Source organism: Acinetobacter sp. ANC 3882 (assembly GCF_022549545.1).
In the GTDB taxonomy this organism is placed as follows: Bacteria; Pseudomonadota; Gammaproteobacteria; order Pseudomonadales; family Moraxellaceae; genus Acinetobacter.
This window is the reverse complement of record NZ_JAKZGB010000009.1, coordinates 34,201-53,809: the sequence shown is the minus strand read 5'-3', so window position 1 is coordinate 53,809 and position 19,609 is coordinate 34,201. Positions and strand designations below refer to the sequence as shown.

Below are 19,609 nucleotides of genomic sequence, written 5' to 3'. Positions count from 1 at the left end.
GGAACGATGCTGTCGATTGAATACCTTTCCATGGTAATGCTCATTTCAACTCATTATCTTAGCACCAATTTTTGTTTTGTGTTGAGCAGAATAGGCAACAATTGTTGATTTAACTCTCCTTATTCGCAGCTTGATTGTGAAATTTTAGTTTAAATATCAGCGCTTATTCGCCAGCCCAACTAAAAAATCAGATAGATGATGAATTGCGGTGCGTCAAAGCGTGAAAAATGTTAGAATGTGGCGCTTAATTCATTTGCCTTTAAGATGAACCATGACGACCAATACTCAAATTACTGAAGATCGTATCCTTATTTTGGATTTCGGCTCTCAATATAGCCAGCTCATTGCACGTCGTGTGCGTGAAGCGGGTGTCTATTCTGAAATGTATGCATTCGATATGTCTGAAGCAGACATTCGTGCGTTTAATCCGAACGGGATTATTTTATCAGGTGGCCCTGAGAGCGTACATGAAGAAGGAAGCCCACGCGCGCCACAAGTTGTATTTGAATTGGGCGTACCAGTGTTAGGTATCTGTTATGGTTTGCAAACCATGTCTGAGCAACTTGGCGGTAAAGTAGAGCCAGGTACAGTGCATGAGTTTGGTTATGCAGAAGTTGATATTCTGGTCCGTGATAAATTGATCGGCAATTTACAAGATCGCGAAAACCAACTTCATGTATGGATGAGCCATGGCGATAAAGTCAGTGCCATTCCAGAAGGTTTCCAAGTGACTGCGAGCACACCAAGCTGCCCGTTCGCTGCAGTTAGTGATGAAGCACGTCGTTTCTATGGTGTTCAGTTCCATCCAGAAGTGACTCACTCAGCAAAGGGTGCTGAATTACTGTCTAACTTCGTACATCAGATTTGTGGTTGTCGTGGTCTTTGGACACCTGAACACATTATCGATTTACGTGTAGAGCAGTTACGTGAGCAAATCGGTGATGAAAAAGTTCTATTAGGTTTGTCTGGTGGTGTTGACTCTTCAGTTGTGGCTGCATTGTTACATAAAGCCATTGGCGATCAGTTAACGTGCGTATTTGTAGACAATGGTTTGCTTCGTTTGAACGAAGGCGATCAAGTGATGCAAATGTTTGCGGACAACATGGGTATTCGTGTGATCCGTGCTGATGCTGAACAGCGTTTCTTGTCTGCATTGGCTGGTGAAGTTGATCCTGAGAAAAAGCGTAAAATCATTGGTCGTGAATTTATCGAAGTATTTGCAGAAGAAGCACGTAAACTTGATGGCGTGAAATTCTTGGCACAAGGTACGATTTACCCAGACGTGATCGAATCCGCCGCTACTAAAAATGGTAAAGCACACGTGATCAAATCACACCACAACGTGGGTGGTTTACCTGAAGATTTAGAATTTGAATTGGTTGAGCCTTTACGTGACTTGTTTAAAGACGAAGTACGTAAATTGGGTACCACCATTGGCTTGCCACATAGCATGATTTATCGTCATCCATTCCCAGGTCCAGGTTTGGGCGTGCGTATCTTGGGTGAAGTGAAAAAAGAATATGCAGATATTCTTCGTCTTGCTGATGATATCTTTATGCAAGAACTTCGCGACAGCGGTTGGTATGACAAAACTGCTCAGGCATTTGCAGTATTCCAACCTGTAAAATCAGTTGGTGTTGTAGGTGATGGTCGTCGTTATGCATGGGTGATTGCGCTTCGTGCGGTTGAAACGGTTGACTTTATGACAGCCCGTTTTGCGCACTTACCATATGAACTGGTGGATAAAATCTCAACCCGTATCATGAATGAGATTAAAGATGTTTCACGTGTTGTATATGACGTGTCATCTAAGCCACCAGCAACGATTGAATGGGAGTAATTCAGGGATTTCAAGAAGCAAAGCTTCTTGCCTGAATTACGCCAAAGGCTATGCCTGCGGCAGTAGGGGCTTTCTAAAAGCGAAGCCTCTTACCAGAATTACACCATGAGCGAGTTTTAAAGTGAAACTTTAAAATGAAGTGCAAGATGCTGTGGCAGAGGGATTTCAAAAACCTCTAAATGGATCAAAAAGCCGACTTGGAAAAGTCGGCTTTTTGCTGTTTATTATAAAATATAGTTTTACGTAATTGATTTATTAAGTAAAAAAGCTTTATTTTTGATAAAGTGTATTATGTTAATTTTATATAACTTTCATCATACTAATCTTCTCTCTTGGTTTAACAGTACTCCTAAATCTGGTAGGTAGATTTCGTTAGCTCGCTTTTTATAATTTTCTTTACTCTTGCAATAATTTCCTTTGTAATCAAAATACTCAATTATTCTAAGAAACTGGGAATCTTATATGGGTACCTCTCAAAACATAGCAGAATTTGATAATGATAAAATTGAACCAGCTACTACAAAGTTTACATGTGGGATTGTTATGCCAATTGCATCTATGGGCGATTACACTGAGTCTCATTGGTCTGATGTTTATAGCATAATCAAAGAAGCTGTTAATCTTTCGGGTTATGAAGCTAGACTAGTAAGTGAATCAAAGGATTCAACTGTTATTCCTAAGTCTATTGTTCAAAATCTTTACGATGACGATATTGTCATTTGTGATGTTAGTGGGAAAAATCCTAATGTAATGTTTGAGTTAGGAATGCGATTAGCTTTTGATAAACCTGTAGTACTTATCAAAGATACTATTACAGGATATTCTTTTGATACGTCAACTATTGAACACCTATCCTACCCTAGAGATCTTAGGTATTCTGAAATACAAAGATTCAAGACAAAGTTAGCTGAAAAGATAGTAGCTACTTACAAAGCATCCCAAGAGCAAGGGTATAGGAGTTTTTTAAGTAACTTTGCAACTATTAAGATTGCTCGATTGGAACAAACGACGTTAAGTGAATCTGAAGTCTTAGAAACTATTTTATATAAACTAGATCAGGTTGAAAGTAAGTTAAAGGAACATCCCCAGTCTCCAAAAGGTTTAGGCTTGAGACTTTATCCATTTCATGAAGAACGAATATTTTGCACAGAAGATGAGCTGAAGGAATTTACTGAGTTTGTAGAGAATCTTTATGGTTCAAACATTATAGTTCGTACAAAACCTTCTTCGATGGGAGGGATTGATCTAATTCTAATAAGCCGTAGACCATTAAATGATGAAGATAAGTCATTGATATTGATGGAGTTGAAACCTAGATTAGATTCACTTGATGAATTACCTTTCTAGTTATCACTACTTACAGAGGGAAGTAATGCTGTTGCTTAGAGCCTATTAAGAGCTTTTCAATACTGCGAAACGGCAAAAACGTATATTTAGCCCAAATCTGTTTTTTATAAATAGATTCGATACTTGTTGCTTGTATTAGAGAGCGCCAGTCGCTCTTTTTTATTACTTAACTCCCCTAAACCTCTTACTTAAAAAATAAATAATCTATTCAATATCAAAATCTTAAAACTTAAAGATATATCTTAACTTGCCATAAGATCATTTAAGATATATCTTAATATGCATAAATTAGGCAATATGAGAAAAATAAAGATGAAACATGCATCAGATCATCACGAACACGATATCCAGCATCGAGAGCATCACCGTTCAGGCCGTCGTGGACGCTTATTTGAATCAGGCCGTATGAAACTTCTAGTTTTACATTTGATTCAGCAAAGTCCCAAACACGGTTATGAAATCATTAAAGAAATTAGTGATTTAGTCGGTGATGGCTATAGCCCAAGCGCGGGTACGATTTATCCTACGCTGACCAGCCTAGAAGAAATGAATTTGATTACTTTGCTGGATGTTGAACGCAAGCAATATCAAGTGACTGAATATGGCGAAGCCTATTTAAAAGAACAGCAAGATATGTTGTTGGCGCTGCTGCAAAAGCTGCGATTGAGACGCGAAATTCACAATAATGATCAGTTGATTGATATTCATCGTGCTATGGAAAACTTAAAAACAGCACTACGTCTAAAACTCAATATCGTTGATTTGCAACAAGAGCAGATCCATCAAATTGCTGAAAAAATTGATCAAGCGGCTATTGCGATTGGGCGGTTATAAGTTGGAGGCGAATATGCTAGAGCTACAGCAGAAAATCAAACAGGCAGGCTTGCGAGTCACGCACCCACGTATGGCGGTATTGTCCATCTTGGCACAGCAGTCAGATGATCTTACGGTAAAGCAGATTTATCAGCAGCTTAACTTACAGCAACAGCAATTAAGTCTAGCTACGGTCTATCGGGTGGTTAGTGATTTGGTGGTCGCAGGTTTGCTTGCCAGTTATCAATTTCATCGTGCTGAGACAAAATTTAATCTACCGACTTTGTCTAAAAGCCAATTGCTACAAATTCGTTGTGCAGATTTAACCACAGCAAAACAAGCACAATTTTTACAGTCATTGAAGGTTGTGTTTAATCAATATCAAGTTGACCTGATGCAGGTCGAAATTAAAGAAAGTGCTTAGAAAGGCATATTGGAGAACCTTATGAAACAACATCAATATCATGTCACAGTGCAACATTTAAAAGATGCGAAGGGGCAAGTCTCGACCTATACCGAGCGTTTAGAATTTTATACAGGAAATCATGATGATATTTTTGAGATCGTGGAACGTTTAAAAACTGCGGCGTTTTTTGATGATCAAACCACCAAATCATTTGCAGTCGGTTTAAAACTGTTTAGTGAAGTGATGCTTGAGAATCGTGATCACCCGTTGTTTGAAGAGTTTTTGCCTCAGTTTGGTCAGTTTATGAAAAATCTAAAACAGCAGGTGAAAAAGTAGAGATGAAACTGCACAACCCAATTGATCTGATTTTATGGAAACGCGCTTAACATGCAGGAATTAAAAATAACACCACGTCTTATTACCAAATTGCCTGCCAAATATGCGGCTTGGATCTTGCCGCTGATTTTATCTTTTTTAATGAGCGGATCCTTGTCATTTGTGAATATGTGGATGAGCCTTGGTTTTATTCCAGAATTTTTGCACAAGTGGTTGGCGACATGGATGTTCTCTTGGTTGATTGCTTATCCGTTGGTTCTGGTTTTATTGCCATTGGTTCGCCGTCTAACGGGTTTGATTGTCGATATGCAGCCTAAATAACGTTTTATGGGCTGATATTTTTACAGAAGAGTCTCATTTCATTTTGAATTGATATTGTCTCATTGATAACACTCTGTGTATTACTAAAAGACTATATTGATGAGTGATTGTATTGTTAAGATCAATAAATCAACTCATTGCAATAGCATAGGTAAAAGAGAGCAATATCATGAGCAATAATAACGATTACGATATTTCTGATTCAAAAGACTGCGAAACTTACATCAATCAATTTATTCAAGAATTCACCATTCGTTCGGCAGAGATTGGTAGGGGAACGATCATTAAGCGTGCTTTACCTAGCCGTCAGAAGCGTTTGGTGGGAGCATGGTGTTTTCTGGATCATGCTGGACCTGTAAGTTTTCCTGCGGGTGATGGCTTAGATGTGGGACCACATCCACACATTGGTTTGCAGACTTTCACCTGGATGATTGAAGGTACCATGATGCATACCGATAGCTTGGGTTCCAAGCAGTTGATTCGTCCTAAGCAAGTGAACTTGATGACTGCGGGTCGAGGAATTTCACATACCGAAGTTGCGCCAGATAGTGAAACGAAAATGCATGCCGCGCAGCTCTGGATTGCTTTGCCAGATGACAAGCTCAATATAGATCCTAAATTTGAGCACTATCCAGAATTGCCAGTGGTAAGTAAGGATCAGGTTGAGTTTACCGTGTTGGTCGGTGATTTCTTGGAAACAACCTCACCAGTTCAAGTACATACGCCTTTGGTCGGTGTGGATCTCACTGCACAAGCCGATACCAAGACCCGTATTCCATTGAATCCCAAATTTGAATATGCCTTCATGGCACTAGAGGGGACAGCTCGAGTCAATGGTCATGAACTCAATGCTGACAATATGGTGGTATTGGAAACAGGTTTAACTGAAATTGAAGTCGAATTAACACAAGGCCATCGTTTATTGCTGATTGGTGGTGAACCGTTTGAATCTCCAATCCTGTTATGGTGGAATTTCGTAGGTCGTACTATGGACGGTTTAAAACAGGCACGTGAAGACTGGATTAATCATGATGCACGTTTTGGGGAAATTCCAGATTACCAAGGCAAGCGTTTGGAAGCACCTGTATTACCAGATCAAATGAGGGCATCAAAATGAGTATTATCGCGAACGCGGCAGTTCAGACTTTACCCGAACCGTGGAAGGGTGAGGTGAGTAGTGGTACGCATCAATTTCTAACTGATAAACCTGAAGCATTTGGTGGGCATGATACTGGCCCAGCGCCTTATGACTTTCTTACTGCGAGTTTGGCATCCTGTACCATGATTACCTTGCGTATGTATGCCAAACATAAGGAAATTGATTTAGGCGAGTTTTCTGTTGAAGTCGATTTTCATACTAATCGTGAACAACAGGAACGTATTGAGCGTCGGGTAATATTTAAACAACCTGTTTCACCAGATTTACAAGAAAAACTTCTTAATGTGTGTAGCAAAACGCCTGTCACTAAAACTTTGTTACGTAGTTTAGACATTCACACCATGATTCTTTAAGACTAAAGTGCTATTGTGCTTGGGCAAAACATAATTCTAAGCGTAACTGTGAGAGGGACTAAAACCATAGTTACGCAGCTAAAAAGCAGGCACAAAAATGATTACCTTACATTACCTACAATGCTCACGATCGTTCCGCATATTGTGGGCGTTAGAAGAACTTGGTGTGGATTGCCAAGTTGAGTATTACCAAAGGTCAGCCAGTTACGCAGCACCAGAAAGCCTCAAACAAATTCATCCTCTCGGTAAAGCGCCTATTTTGGTCGATGGGGATGACGTGATTGTTGAATCTGCTGTGATTCTAGATTATTTACAGCAACAGTATGATCCTCAAAACAAATTTAAACCTCAACAAGCATCTGATCAACGCCAATATTCTTATTGGATGCACTATGCCGAAGGTTCATTGATGCCTCTATTGGTCATGACTTTGGTGATGAATAGTGTCAGTAAACATGTCCCTTGGGTAATTCGTCCAATTGCAGAAAAAATTACCGATGGTGTTAAGGCAAGTTTTGTTCGTCCACGGGTTAAAGAGCATATCCTGTATCTGGAGCAATACTTGTCCGAACATGATTATTTCGCAGGAGATTTTTCTTTTGCTGATATTCAAATGGCATTTCCATTAATTGCCATTCAAAATCGTTTACATGGTAAATATCCAAATATTCAGGCGTTTGTACAACGTGTCCAGCAACGTCCAGCGTTTCAACGGGCGGAGCAACGAACTTTACATTCTCAGTGCGCATAACTTTGAGCATAAAAAAAGGGAACGCAATGTTCCCTTTTTTTATGCGATCTTGTTAGCGTTTAATCACGATGGAATCGATGCCGCTATGTTGTAAAGTTTGCTGCGCTGCAAGAGCCGATTCTTGGCTATCATACGGTCCTGAGAAAACGCGATACCATGTTTGACCATTTTCAACGCTTTTCACCACATCCGCTGATAAACCATTCAAAATAATTTCTGCACGACGTGCGTCTGCACTGTCTGGGTCAGGGTAGCTACGGACTTGCAAAATATAGGTGGCATGTGCAGGAGCAGTCGTTTGTTCGCCTGATGCACTATTTGCTGGATCTTCTGTGGTTGTGGTTTCAGGCTTTGGTGATTCAATAATCACCACGTTGCCTTGAGGTTTGGCCTCAGGTACAGCTTGTTCAGGAATTGGCGTTACTTGCTGTTGCGGAAGTAGGTCATAAAAACGGTAATCTTTATTGGTGTTTTCTTCTTCATAGTGTTCAGACGTTACCTGATTTTTTGCAGGAACAGGCTGCCATGGTTGCCAAAGCATGAGCATCACGGCAACACATAGGATCGCAAGAATTGCGACAAGCATTCCTAACCACTTTGGAATGAGTGGTTTTTTGGGCTTGTTTGGTCGTTCAGATACACCACGTTGCGTTTTTCCAAACACCAGAAATTCCTCTTGATCCTATTAGATTAGTTGTAACTTGAATCTACTTAAAAACAAAGCATTATGTTTAAAAATAATGCTTTGTTTACCATATTGTTTAACAATTATGGCTTAAGTTTACATGTGTTTAAGCTTTGCTGATTACCGTTCACCTCAGGCATAGCCTAGCCATGTGTGAAGCTATCGCTCACTTGTATTACATGACTACTTCGGGCACAGCCCTCCGTCTTGCGACCATGTGTGAAGCTATCGCTTCACTTGTATTACATGGTCTCAGGAGCGGATACGCCGAGTAATTCTAAACCATTGCGTAAAACTTGCTGTACGTTGATTGAAAGCAATAAACGCGATTGTGACAATGGGATATTTGTTTCATCTAGAATTCGAACATTATCCAAGTTATACCAACCGTGGAATAACGCAGCTAATTCTTTCAGATAGTTGCCAATCTGGTGTGGTTCATACACATTTGCTGCACGAACTAAAATATCTGGATAAGCTGCGAGCTTAGCTAATATTTCAAATTCTGCTTCTAAAGTTAGTAATTTTGCATCGTAATTTTGAAGAGCAGTGCGATCAAATGGAATATTCTTTTCTGGTGCACGAATATCTACCATACGGTTAACACGCGCATGTGCATATTGAATGTAATACACCGCATTGTCTTTACTTTGTGAAACTGCAAGGTCTAAGTCAAAGTCGATGTGTTGTTCAGATTTACGCATTACATAGTAGAAACGTGCAGCATCATTGCCGACTTCCTTACGTAAGTCACGTAACGTCACGAACTGACCAGAACGAGATGACATCTGTACCATCTCGCCACCACGCCATAAGCTGACGAACTGAACCAAAAGTACCGTCAATTTCTTCGAATCATAGCCCATTGCATCAATGGCCGCTTTTACACGTGAGATATAACCGTGGTGGTCTGAACCCCAGATATCAATTAGATCTGTATAGCCACGTTGTAGCTTATTTAGATGGTAAGCGATGTCAGAGGCAAAGTAAGTGGTTTGACCATTACGACGTTTCACCACACGGTCTTTTTCATCACCAAACTCAGTGGATTTGAACCAGATGTTGCCATCTTTTTCATATAGGAAGCCACGTTGATCCAGTGTCTCAAGTGCTTCATCAATTTTGTCTGTTAAAGAGTCTTCGCTAAACCATTTGTCAAAAGTCACACCAAAGTCAGCCAAGTCATCTTTAATATCATCCAAGATGGCATGTAGAGCTGCTTGATGGAACACACGATAAGCTGTGCCTAAATGTTGTTGTGAGTTTGCGATTAGACCATCGATGTGCTTTTCTTTGTCGCCAGAAAGCACGACTTTGTTGCCTTCAGCATCGAGTTCTTCTGCATATTGAACGTCTTCTGGTACATCTTTATAGATGTCAGCAACCGCACGAACGTGTGCATCACCATCTTTATCAATAATGCTTTGCGCGATTTCTTTAACGTAGTCGCCTTGATAGGCATTTTTAGGGAATACCAGTGTCTGACCCGTTAATTCTAAATAACGTAAATAAGTTGAAGTCGCCAAGATATCCATTTGACGGCCAGCATCATTGACATAGTATTCACGGTCAACTTTTGCACCCGTTGCTTCGAGTAAGTTCGCAACCGTCATGCCATATGCTGCACCACGACCATGACCGACATGCAGGCTAGAGGTTGGGTTGGCAGAGACAAATTCAACTTGGATTTTTTTAGCAGCATTGGCTTGGCTACGACCATAATCATTTTTTTGTGCTTGGATTTGGTCGAGTACTGCGTAGCGTTGGTCTGCATTTAAAAAGAAGTTAATAAATCCAGGACCTGCAATTTCTGCTTTGCTAATATCTGCCACTTCAGGCAATGCCGCCAAGATTTTTTCAGCAAGATCGCGAGGTTTCATACCTGCAACTTTTGAGCCGATCATGGCGATATTTGAAGCAAAGTCTCCGTGACTTCGGTCTTTGGTACGGGTTAAATGGCTCGTGTTGGTCCAATCGGAAGGAAGTACACCTTGTTGTTGCAGGGTTTGTACCGCATGATCGAGAGCTGCTTGTATTGCCGTATTCATAGTTACCGAAAATAAATGTCGCGGAAAAACGACCAATATAGCAAATTTTGTCGGCTTAAGGGGAGTGGGATTCGTGCGGAATTAACATATTCGCAAAAATCTTTTCTGAGTGAGTCGGAACGCTGTGATGAGGCAGATGCTATGTTATTGAGAAACATAGCATCTGATGGTTTTAGTCTTCTAAAATTTGTTCTAATAATTCATCGCTCGGCGCAAAATAATAAGCACCGTCAATGGCAGTGGTGAAATGTAGCAAACGATCGTGAATGCCATCACCCGTGGTTCCAAACATACGCTTTAGCATCTCATCAATAATACTTAAATTGTTGGTATATGTGACAAAGAATAAGCCTTGTTCACCTTTGCCATCGCCATAAGGCAAGCTGTGACGCAAGATTTCCATTTCCTCACCTTCATCGTCTTCAACAACTGTACGTGCCACATGCGAGTTTTCTGGTTTTACATCGTCATCCAGCTCAATTGACTCAAGTTTAGTACGGCCAAACACATGTTCCTGTGCATCGACTTTCAGCATTTGCCATTTTGTCAGATCGTGAATATAACGCTGTGCAAAGATAAAGCTGCCATCGGCAAAGGCACCTGCTGTTTCTGGCAGTAATGCTGCTTCTGCACGGTCATCTGGAAATTGCGGATTCTCTGTTCCATCAATAAAGCCAGTCATGTCACGGCCGTCAAAGAAGCGGAAACAGGCACGTTCATCCAAGACCTCGACTTTGTCTTGAATTCCTGTAAAAAAAGCTTGGCTCATGGCAAAACAAATATCTGCACGCGCACTGGCAAGATGAATAAATACATCGGCTGGCACTACAGGCATGTTAAATGCGCCCCGTTGCGGGTCGAGCTGTTTAAATCCTTCAGGTGTTTCTGAGTTGAGTTGTGCCCAAAGTTCGGGACCAAAAGCGATGGCTGTTTTAATCTGGTCATTTGGGTGCTGTGTGATCAGGCGGTCACGTGTTGAAAGGAGAGCTTCAATCTGTTGTTTTAATTCGGCAATCGTTAAATCTTTTAAACGTAAAACAATAAAGCGGGCATGGTCAGAAGGTAATGGAAGAATGACAGATTGCGCAGTCATTAAAAACTCCTTAGTTATTTTTAAGGGGGAAAACAATAATTGTGCCTGATGTTGCTTAGGCTGAGTAGCTTATTTGTGAAATTTTATTGCCTAAAAATGCATCGTAAGTGGTCAGTAAAACGGTATAATTCATCTTTTATTGTTTGACGCTGTCGTTATGTCTTTGCAGGTTTGGTTTGCTTTTATGTTGGCGTGCTGGGTGATTAGCATCTCGCCAGGCGCAGGCGCAATTGCATCCATGTCGAGTGGTCTTAATTATGGCTTTCGGCATGGTTACTGGAATGCTATTGGGCTACAGCTTGCATTGATGCTTCAGTTCATGATTGTAGCCGCAGGGGTCGGTGTGCTATTTGCGACAACACCTTGGGCTTTTCAGATAGTGAAATGGTTTGGTGTGGCTTATTTGGTTTATTTGGCCTATAAGCAATGGACTGCACCCATTCAAAGCATTGAGATTCAGCAGGAACAACCTCAATCAGCGACTGCCTTAATATTAAAAGGCTTTGTGGTGAATATGAGTAATCCTAAAGCGATTGTATTTTTGTTGGCTGTTTTACCACAGTTTCTAGATTTGAGCCGACCACAATGGCTGCAATACCTGATCATGGCGGTTACGATGGTGACAATCGATCTGATTGTGATGGCGGGTTATACTGGGCTTGCATCGAAAGTATTAAGACTGCTTCGTTCCCCGACACAGCAAAAATATTTAAATCGTGGTTTTGCAGTGATGTTTAGTGGCGCAGCGCTTTTACTCAGTGCGATCCAACAGTCAAGCTGACTGCCCCGATTAGGCCGATTGAGCTTGGCTTTTTAATTTTTGCGTGATGAAAATCGCGGCAAAGCAAAGTGCCATACACAGCACAATACTTAAGCCTGTCGAAATGTTGAGGGCAGCACTCGACCATAGGCCAACCGTGACACCGAACTGTGCCAACACAAATGCCCAAATCACCATTTGTTTAGGTGAATGCGCTAATAAGCGTGCGCTCAGGGCTGGAATCACTAGTAAAGCACCCATCAATAATGAACCGACCGCACGTAACGCCAATACAGTAAATAATGCCAATAGCAACATAAAGATCAAACGTTGCCAATTGGCACTGACTCCTTCACTCATGGCGATATCTGGATCAATCGCAATTTGAATCTGTGCGGACCACGAGCGATAAAGTACGATTAATGCAGCCGCAATGACAACCGCAAACATCGGTAGATCAGTCCACTCGATACTCAGCAGGTCACCAAACAAATAGCTTAACAGTTCGGGGCGTAAGCTAGGTACTTGCTGAATCAGTAATAGACCAGAACAGAGTAAGGTGGCGGAGCTTAAAGCCAGTAATGCATCATTTGGGAGACGCGAATCGTGTAAAACCCAAAGAAGAGCCACCAGCAACAGCGCAAGGCAAGCAACACCAAGCCAGAAAGGTAAATTCAGAATCCCTGCAACAGCTACGCCAAGTAAGGTGCCGTGTGCCATGGTATCCGCAAAAAAAGACATTCTACGCCACAGCATCAGGCAGCCGAGAGGGGCAGTCAGGAAAACCAGAAGTGACCCCATAATCCAAGCAGGGAGGAGGAGTTGTAACCATTCCATCATGGCTTAGACCTTTGGCTCAGGGTGAATGTGTGGGCGTGGATCGTGCGAACAAGGTTCAGCATGGTCACTGTGTCCACAGTGATTGTGATGATGCTGATAGAACATGCGTTGAGTGCCAAAAATCGCTTGGTATTCAGGATGTTGCTGAATGCTTTCAGGCAGGCCACTGCAACAAATATGTTTATTGAGACATACCACACGATGTGTACCTTGCATGACCCATTGTAGATCATGTGACACCATCAGGACGGCACAACCATAGCGCTCAGGCAAACTACGTACATATTCATACAGTTCAGCCTCAGACTGAATGTCTAGACCTTGCATTGGTTCATCGAGTACCAGAATATCTGGCTGACGTAATAAAGCACGCGCCAGTAAAACCCGTTGCCGTTCACCGCCAGAAAGTTGCTGTACTTTAGATGACTGTAATTTTTGAATGCCTGTGTCCCGAATAATCTCTTCACGTAAAACTGTTTCACAGACTTCTAGATCTAGCAAATCTTGTACGCGTAAAGGTAGGCTGGCAGAAGGATTGAACTTCTGTGGCACATAAGCCAATTTTAATTTTTTAGAAAAATGAACTTTGCCTTTATTCGGCGGCATGATACCCAATAGCACTTTGATTAATGTCGATTTGCCTGCGCCATTGGGACCAATCAGCGTCACAATCTCTTTTGCTTGCAAGGCAAAATCTACGTTTCTTAAAATATCCAGCTCATCACGTCGAACCGAAATATTCTCCAGTTGAATAAGTGGAGTGCTTACTGACGGGTTCTGCACTGATGACATTTTCCAGAAATTTCAATAATGCTGTGTTGAGCGGAAAATTGGTCTGAGGCCGCAAGTTGATCAAGTTGTTGGATCAAACCTTGTGCGGATGCCTCTTTGACAGAATGGCATTCCGTACAAATCAGGAACGCTGCCTGATGGCCTTCACGTGGATGGCAACAAGGGATATAGGCATTAATAGAGGTCAGTCTGTGGATTAAGCCTTTTTCTAATAAAAAGTCTAAGGTACGGTATACCGTAGGAGGCGCAGCAGGGCGGTCTGCCTGACCTTTAATTTTAGCCAATAAATCATACGCACCCATTGGTGCAGAGGCATTCAAAATGAGTTCAAGTACTTCTTTACGTAAAGGTGTGAGGCGAGCGCCAGTCGCAGTACATAAAATTTCTGCTTCGGCAAGGCGCGCTTTAATATCGTGATGACCGTGAACACCATGTAAAGCATTGTCATGTTCATGTGAACAAGAACTCATAGATTGACCTCATTGTTTTTGTAGAGCGGATTGAATTCTCACTGACATGAAGTGTCTGAGTTGTGCTTCAATCGCCCCGTTATCATAACATGCTATTTATGATAACTATCTATATAAGTTAAATGCACGACGGATAGTGCAGCGAATCTAAAAATAGACATAGGCATTTTTTAACTTTTGTTATATTATAACATGCTTCGCTAAATTGAGTAATGTTGAGATGTCTCGCCTATTTGTTTTTGTCTTGTTTTCGATGTTAAGCACATGGGGCTGGACACAAAGCTTGGTGGTTTCAACACACCCGATTTATCTGATTGCCAAACAAGTAACAGAGGGAGTAGAAGAGCCGATTCTGTTATTAAAAGATCAAAGTGGTCATGACGTACAACTGACACCCGCACACCGTAAAGCGATTCAAGATGCGTCTTTGGTGATTTGGCTTGGGAAAGCGCATGAAGCACCGCTCGAAAAAATGCTTAATCAGAACCGTAAAGCAATCGCAATTTTAGATTCAGGCATTTTAACAACCTTACCATTGCGTAATTTACGTGGTGCTTCTCTGGCGAACACTGTTGATAGTCATGTTTGGTTAGATCCAAATAACGCGGTACGTATCGCTTTCTTTATTGCAACCTTGCGTTCGCAGCAATATCCAGAAAATAGAGCCACATATATGGCCAATGCCAAAGAGTTTTCTCAACAAATGCGACAAGCGTCGCAACAGTATGAAAGCTCAAACAAGGCAAAGAACTATTGGTCTTATCATGATGCTTATCAATATCTAGAAAGAGCATTGAACCTGAAATTTGCAGGGGCATTGACTGATGACCCGCATATCGCACCGACTGCAGCTCAAATTAAGTACTTAAGAGACAACCGTCCGCAAAATAAAATGTGCTTATTGGCCGAAACGACAGCAAGTACCAGTCAGTACCAAAAAATGAACCCAGTAGTTTTCCAATCTGTCGATGAAAGCATGCGTGGTGAAGACAATTTTGTAACAGCATGGAAAAAATTGGCTTTAAAAACTGATAAATGCGTAATAAGTGCACAAAATTGATCAAAAAAATAAAAATCAATTGACTCTAGCGTCAAAAAATATGGTAACGAAAAAAGCAGACTTAAGTCGAGAAAAGATTGCATGTTCAGGGGTGTAACTCTATAATGCCTGCGATTCGAAACGATCATGATTAAAACTTGTCAAGCAGTTATGCTGTAAGTGGGTAAAAAATGAGCCAAACTAGTCGCATGATTGACCGACGATTAGCAAAAGCTTTGGTCTTCTTACAAGCCTGTATGATTCCTGTTGCAGCTTTGCTTGCATGGGCAATGAAAGATACAACTGCTGCTTTGAGTGCTGCGCTTGGGGCTTTGGTATGTTGGTTGGCACATTGTTATTTTGCTTGGCAGTCGTTTAGAACGGCAGGCGCAAGAGCATCAAAACAAGTCATGCTGAATATGTACCGAGGAATGCTCGGTAAGTTTGCGATTGTGATTGTGGGTTTTATATTAATTTTGAGCAATGTTAAACCGCTGTCACCGGTTGCATTGTTTTGTGGATTTATTCTCGTACAAGCGATGTCGTGGGTCGCGCCATTTTGGGTGGCACGACTACAAAAACGAGGATAAGGCACATTTTGAGATTTTTGGAAGTAGAGGCGGGATCTTTGCCATCCGCTTGATTCGTTTCTCTTCTTTTTAATGATTGACATTGACCAGGTGTGATTTATGGCTGCTGAAGAACATGCCCTGACTTCGACCGAGTATATCAAGCATCACTTGACCAATATGACCTATGGCAAAATGCCTGACGGTACATGGAAATTGGCTGAGACTGCTGAAGAAGCTCATTCGATGGGGTTCACTGCAATTCACTTGGATTCAATGGGTTGGTCTATCGGACTTGGTGTGATTTTCTGTTTGTTGTTTTGGACAGTTGCGAGAGCTGCGAATGCAGGTGTTCCAACTAAATTCCAATCAGCGATTGAAATGATTATCGAGTTTGTGGACTCAAGTGTTCGTGATACTTTCCACGGCAAATCACGTTTAATTGCACCATTGGCATTAACCATTTTCGTGTGGATTTTCCTCATGAACGCAATGGACTTAATCCCTGTTGACTGGATACCATTCCTAGCTCAACAAATTGGCGCAAACGTATTTGGTATGGACCCTCACCACGTTTACTTCAAAGTTGTTCCATCTACTGACCCGAACATTACCCTTGGTATGTCGTTGTCTGTATTTGTTTTAATTTTGTTCTATAGTATTCGTGAAAAAGGGATCGGCGGTTTCGTCGGTGAATTGGCACTTAACCCATTCAACCCAAGTAACAAATTTGCAAAAGCGTTATTGATTCCAGTGAACTTAATTTTGGAATTAGTAACTTTCCTTGCTCGTCCAGTTTCGTTGGCTCTACGACTGTTCGGTAACATGTATGCGGGTGAGTTGATCTTCATCTTGATCGCATTATTGCCGTTCTGGATCCAGTGGGCGTTATCTGTGCCTTGGGCTATTTTCCACATTCTTGTAATCACGCTGCAAGCATTTATCTTTATGATGCTGACCATCGTTTACTTGAGCATGGCAAGCGAAAAGCATTAATGGTATTGCCTAACTATCACCTGATCGTTGGGCTTAAATTTTAGTTTAATTTGGTAATAACCTAACCTCTGAGGAATTTTTCATGGAACTCACTTTAGGTCTAGTTGCAATTGCATCTGCTATCTTGATCGCTTTCGGTGCTTTAGGTACTGCGATTGGTTTTGGTCTTTTAGGCGGTCGCTTCTTAGAAGCTGTTGCTCGTCAACCAGAATTGGCTCCACAACTTCAAACTCGTATGTTCTTAATTGCGGGTCTTCTTGATGCTGTGCCTATGATCGGTGTTGGTATTGGCTTGTTCTTCATCTTCGCTAATCCATTTGTAGGTTAATAGCTTAATTCCTAAATCCACATATTGAGGAATAGCGAAATGAATATCAACCTCACATTGATTGGCCAAGCAATTGCATTTGCGATCTTTGTCGCATTCTGCATGAAGTTTGTTTGGCCTCCACTAATCAATGCGATTAGTGAGCGTCAGCGTAAAATCGCTGATGGCTTAAACGCTGCTGAAAAAGCAAAAGCTGACCTTGCTGATGCGCAAGCACAAGTTAAGGCGGAATTAGACGCAGCGAAAGCACAAGCGGCTCAATTGATCGAACAAGCGAACCGTCGTTCAGCACAATTGATCGAAGAAGCGCGTACCCAAGCATCTGCTGAAGGTGAGCGTATTCGTCAACAGGCGAAAGAAACTGTTGATCAAGACATCAATGCTGCTCGCGAAGAATTACGTCAACAAGTTGCTGCTTTGGCAGTTGCTGGTGCAGAGAAAATTCTGAACCAACAAGTTGACGCAGAAGCTCATAATGCCATGCTGAATCAGCTGGCTGCTAAACTTTAAGCGAGGCGAATATGGCTGAACTCTTGACGTTAGCACGCCCGTATGCCAAAGCAGCATTTGCTTATGCTTCTGAGCAAGGTGCAACTGACAATTGGTCGAATGCATTACAAGTGCTCAGTGCTGCGGTGCAAGATGAAGCATTTTCCGCTTATTTAAATCGCCCTGAGCTGACTCCTGCGGAACAAGTAGGTCTTTTTGCAAAGGTTTTAGGTGAAGATCAAACTGCATCAGTGTCTAACTTTTTGACATTGCTTGCGGATAACGATCGTTTAGTTTTATTGCCTGAAATCGCAGCAGAATACGAACTACTTAAATCGCAGAACAACAACACATTGGAAGTGGATATTGAATCTGCTTTTCCAATCGATGCGACACAAGAGCATATTTTAGCTCATGCGCTTGAAAAACGTTTTAACAGAACAGTTCATGTCACTGTTAACGTTAATCCAGCGTTGATCGCGGGTGTTGTGATTCGTGCAGGCGACCAAGTGATAGATGACTCTGCGCTTAACAAGCTTGAAAAAATGCGGACTCGTCTTCTTGCGTAATAGCAAAAAGACTGAACTTAAAAAAGATTGAGGAATAGCGCAATGCAACAACTGAATCCATCCGAGATCAGTGCGCTCATTAAACAGCGTATCGGCGATCTGGACACCAGCGCGACCGCGAAGAATGAAGGTACCATCGTCATGGTATCTGACGGTATCGTGCGCATTCACGGTCTTGCAGATGCAATGTACGGTGAGATGATCGAATTCGACGGCGGCTTATTTGGTATGGCACTGAACCTAGAACAGGATTCAGTGGGTGCCGTTGTTTTAGGTAACTACCTAAGCCTTCAAGAAGGTCAAAAAGCTCGTTGTACAGGTCGTGTATTAGAAGTTCCGGTTGGTCCTGAACTTCTTGGCCGTGTAGTAGATGCTTTGGGTAACCCAATTGATGGTAAAGGCCCAATTGATGCAAAATTAACTGATGCTGTTGAAAAAGTAGCACCAGGCGTAATTTGGCGTCAGTCTGTCGACGAACCTGTTCAAACTGGTTATAAATCAGTTGATACCATGATCCCTGTAGGTCGTGGTCAGCGTGAGTTGATTATTGGTGACCGTCAAACTGGTAAAACAGCAATGGCGATCGATGCGATCATCGCTCAGAAACATTCTGGCATTAAATGCGTATACGTTGCGATTGGTCAAAAACAATCAACAATTGCAAACGTTGTACGTAAGCTAGAAGAAACTGGCGCTATGGCGTATACAACTGTTGTCGCAGCTGCGGCCGCTGATCCTGCAGCAATGCAGTATTTGGCTCCGTACTCTGGCTGTACAATGGGTGAATACTTCCGTGATCGTGGTGAAGACGCGTTAATTATTTATGATGATTTGTCTAAGCAAGCTGTTGCTTACCGTCAAATTTCATTACTTTTACGTCGTCCACCAGGTCGTGAAGCGTATCCAGGTGACGTATTCTATCTTCACTCGCGTCTTCTTGAACGTGCTTCGCGCGTTTCAGCTGACTATGTTGAGAAATTCACGAACGGTGCAGTAACTGGTCAAACTGGTTCTTTAACTGCGTTACCGATCATTGAAACTCAAGCTGGTGACGTATCTGCATTCGTACCAACCAACGTAATTTCGATTACTGACGGTCAGATCTTCTTAGAAACATCATTATTCAACGCAGGTATTCGTCCTGCTGTGAACGCGGGTATCTCTGTATCGCGTGTTGGTGGTTCTGCTCAAACGAAGATCATCAAAAAATTGTCTGGTGGTATCCGTACTGCTTTAGCGCAATACCGTGAATTGGCTGCGTTTGCTCAGTTCGCTTCTGATCTTGATGAAGCAACTCGTAAGCAACTTGAGCATGGTCAACGTGTAACTGAGTTAATGAAGCAAAAACAATATGCTCCTTACTCAATTGCTGACCAAGCTGTTTCTGTTTATGCATCTAACGAAGGCTATATGGCTGACGTAGAAGTGAAGAAAATCGTAGACTTTGATGCTGCGTTAATTTCTTACTTCCGTTCTGAACAAGCTGCGTTAATGCAACAGATCGATGAAACTGGTGATTACAACAAAGACATCGAAGCAGCAATCAAATCAGGTATTGAAAGCTTCAAAGCGACTCAAACTTACTAATTTTAGCAATAGCTAGAA

23 protein-coding genes are annotated in these 19,609 nt (G+C 41.8%); 17 read left to right on the top strand and 6 right to left on the bottom strand.

Features of this window, described 5'->3' with window-relative positions:
* Nucleotides 1-271 precede the first annotated feature (271 nt).
* The 9 genes from guaA (at nt 272) to MMO42_RS14965 (ending at nt 7,326) form a co-directional block, all read left to right on the top strand.
* Nucleotides 272-1,840 carry a glutamine-hydrolyzing GMP synthase gene (gene guaA, locus MMO42_RS15005; protein ID WP_241321130.1) on the top strand — a complete coding sequence of 523 codons (1,569 nt, stop codon included), beginning with the start codon at nt 272-274 and terminating at the stop codon, nt 1,838-1,840.
* Between the two features lie 462 nt (nt 1,841-2,302).
* On the top strand, nt 2,303-3,187 hold the full coding sequence (locus MMO42_RS15000; RefSeq protein ID WP_241321129.1) for a hypothetical protein: 885 nt from the start codon (nt 2,303-2,305) through the stop codon (nt 3,185-3,187).
* A gap of 312 nt (nt 3,188-3,499) precedes the next feature.
* Entirely contained in the window at nt 3,500-4,021 is a 522-nt protein-coding gene (locus MMO42_RS14995) for a PadR family transcriptional regulator (protein WP_241321128.1), read from the top strand.
* 13 nt (nt 4,022-4,034) lie between these two features.
* Nucleotides 4,035-4,424, top strand: a complete 390-nt coding sequence (locus MMO42_RS14990) for a transcriptional repressor (RefSeq protein ID WP_241321127.1) — start codon at nt 4,035-4,037, stop codon at nt 4,422-4,424.
* Nucleotides 4,425-4,445: 21 nt separating this feature from the next.
* Nucleotides 4,446-4,742 (top strand): DUF3861 domain-containing protein, encoded by a 297-nt coding sequence (locus MMO42_RS14985; RefSeq protein ID WP_241321126.1) that lies wholly within the window; start codon nt 4,446-4,448, stop codon nt 4,740-4,742.
* A 51-nt stretch (nt 4,743-4,793) separates the two neighbouring features.
* Nucleotides 4,794-5,063, top strand: a complete 270-nt coding sequence (locus tag MMO42_RS14980) for a DUF2798 domain-containing protein (RefSeq protein ID WP_005290995.1) — start codon at nt 4,794-4,796, stop codon at nt 5,061-5,063.
* Nucleotides 5,064-5,232: 169 nt separating this feature from the next.
* Nucleotides 5,233-6,180, top strand: coding sequence for a pirin family protein (locus MMO42_RS14975; RefSeq protein WP_241321125.1), 948 nt, complete (start codon nt 5,233-5,235; stop codon nt 6,178-6,180).
* Nucleotides 6,177-6,575: an OsmC family protein gene (locus MMO42_RS14970; protein WP_241321124.1), complete on the top strand. Its 399-nt coding sequence runs from the start codon at nt 6,177-6,179 to the stop codon at nt 6,573-6,575. Before MMO42_RS14975 ends, MMO42_RS14970 begins: the two co-directional genes overlap by 4 nt.
* Nucleotides 6,576-6,672: 97 nt before the next feature.
* Nucleotides 6,673-7,326: a glutathione S-transferase gene (locus MMO42_RS14965; RefSeq protein ID WP_241321123.1), complete on the top strand. Its 654-nt coding sequence runs from the start codon at nt 6,673-6,675 to the stop codon at nt 7,324-7,326.
* 52 nt (nt 7,327-7,378) lie between these two features.
* On the opposite strand, the gene MMO42_RS14960 is transcribed toward MMO42_RS14965, so the two are convergent.
* From MMO42_RS14960 to MMO42_RS14950, 3 genes are all read right to left on the bottom strand, one after another.
* Nucleotides 7,379-7,990 carry an SPOR domain-containing protein gene (locus MMO42_RS14960; RefSeq protein WP_241321122.1) on the bottom strand — a complete coding sequence of 204 codons (612 nt, stop codon included), beginning with the start codon at nt 7,988-7,990 and terminating at the stop codon, nt 7,379-7,381.
* Between the two features lie 263 nt (nt 7,991-8,253).
* Nucleotides 8,254-10,059, bottom strand: coding sequence for an arginine--tRNA ligase (argS, locus tag MMO42_RS14955; protein WP_241321121.1), 1,806 nt, complete (start codon nt 10,057-10,059; stop codon nt 8,254-8,256).
* A 172-nt stretch (nt 10,060-10,231) separates the two neighbouring features.
* Nucleotides 10,232-11,152, bottom strand: coding sequence for a Dyp-type peroxidase (locus tag MMO42_RS14950; protein WP_241321120.1), 921 nt, complete (start codon nt 11,150-11,152; stop codon nt 10,232-10,234).
* Nucleotides 11,153-11,309: 157 nt separating this feature from the next.
* Here MMO42_RS14950 and MMO42_RS14945 point away from each other — a divergent pair, with 157 nt between their 5' ends.
* Nucleotides 11,310-11,933, top strand: coding sequence for a LysE family transporter (locus MMO42_RS14945; protein ID WP_241321119.1), 624 nt, complete (start codon nt 11,310-11,312; stop codon nt 11,931-11,933).
* Nucleotides 11,934-11,942: 9 nt separating this feature from the next.
* On the opposite strand, the gene znuB is transcribed toward MMO42_RS14945, so the two are convergent.
* From znuB to MMO42_RS14930, 3 genes are read right to left on the bottom strand one after another with little or no spacing between them, the layout of a single operon-like run.
* On the bottom strand, nt 11,943-12,752 hold the full coding sequence (gene znuB / locus MMO42_RS14940; protein WP_241321118.1) for a zinc ABC transporter permease subunit ZnuB: 810 nt from the start codon (nt 12,750-12,752) through the stop codon (nt 11,943-11,945).
* Between the two features lie 3 nt (nt 12,753-12,755).
* Entirely contained in the window at nt 12,756-13,544 is a 789-nt protein-coding gene (gene znuC, locus MMO42_RS14935; protein ID WP_005291019.1) for a zinc ABC transporter ATP-binding protein ZnuC, read from the bottom strand.
* The gene (locus MMO42_RS14930) at nt 13,517-14,014 is read right to left on the bottom strand and encodes a transcriptional repressor (protein WP_005291024.1); all 498 of its coding nucleotides are present in this window, start codon (nt 14,012-14,014) and stop codon (nt 13,517-13,519) included. The genes znuC and MMO42_RS14930 overlap by 28 nt, the downstream gene beginning before the upstream one ends.
* Before the next feature lie 220 nt (nt 14,015-14,234).
* On the opposite strand from MMO42_RS14930, the gene MMO42_RS14925 reads away from it, so the two are divergent.
* From MMO42_RS14925 to atpA, 7 genes are all read left to right on the top strand, one after another.
* Nucleotides 14,235-15,074: a metal ABC transporter substrate-binding protein gene (locus MMO42_RS14925; RefSeq protein WP_241321117.1), complete on the top strand. Its 840-nt coding sequence runs from the start codon at nt 14,235-14,237 to the stop codon at nt 15,072-15,074.
* A gap of 170 nt (nt 15,075-15,244) precedes the next feature.
* On the top strand, nt 15,245-15,643 hold the full coding sequence (locus MMO42_RS14920) for an ATP synthase subunit I (protein WP_004801974.1): 399 nt from the start codon (nt 15,245-15,247) through the stop codon (nt 15,641-15,643).
* A 99-nt stretch (nt 15,644-15,742) separates the two neighbouring features.
* Complete coding sequence (gene atpB, locus MMO42_RS14915) at nt 15,743-16,618, top strand: F0F1 ATP synthase subunit A (RefSeq protein ID WP_241321116.1); 876 nt, start codon at nt 15,743-15,745, stop codon at nt 16,616-16,618.
* A gap of 82 nt (nt 16,619-16,700) precedes the next feature.
* Nucleotides 16,701-16,946, top strand: coding sequence for a F0F1 ATP synthase subunit C (atpE, locus tag MMO42_RS14910; RefSeq protein ID WP_000424060.1), 246 nt, complete (start codon nt 16,701-16,703; stop codon nt 16,944-16,946).
* A gap of 39 nt (nt 16,947-16,985) precedes the next feature.
* On the top strand, nt 16,986-17,456 hold the full coding sequence (locus MMO42_RS14905; protein ID WP_005154451.1) for a F0F1 ATP synthase subunit B: 471 nt from the start codon (nt 16,986-16,988) through the stop codon (nt 17,454-17,456).
* Between the two features lie 11 nt (nt 17,457-17,467).
* Nucleotides 17,468-18,004 (top strand): F0F1 ATP synthase subunit delta, encoded by a 537-nt coding sequence (locus MMO42_RS14900; RefSeq protein WP_241321115.1) that lies wholly within the window; start codon nt 17,468-17,470, stop codon nt 18,002-18,004.
* A gap of 42 nt (nt 18,005-18,046) precedes the next feature.
* Nucleotides 18,047-19,591, top strand: a complete 1,545-nt coding sequence (gene atpA / locus MMO42_RS14895) for a F0F1 ATP synthase subunit alpha (RefSeq protein WP_005186634.1) — start codon at nt 18,047-18,049, stop codon at nt 19,589-19,591.
* Nucleotides 19,592-19,609 lie beyond the last annotated feature (18 nt).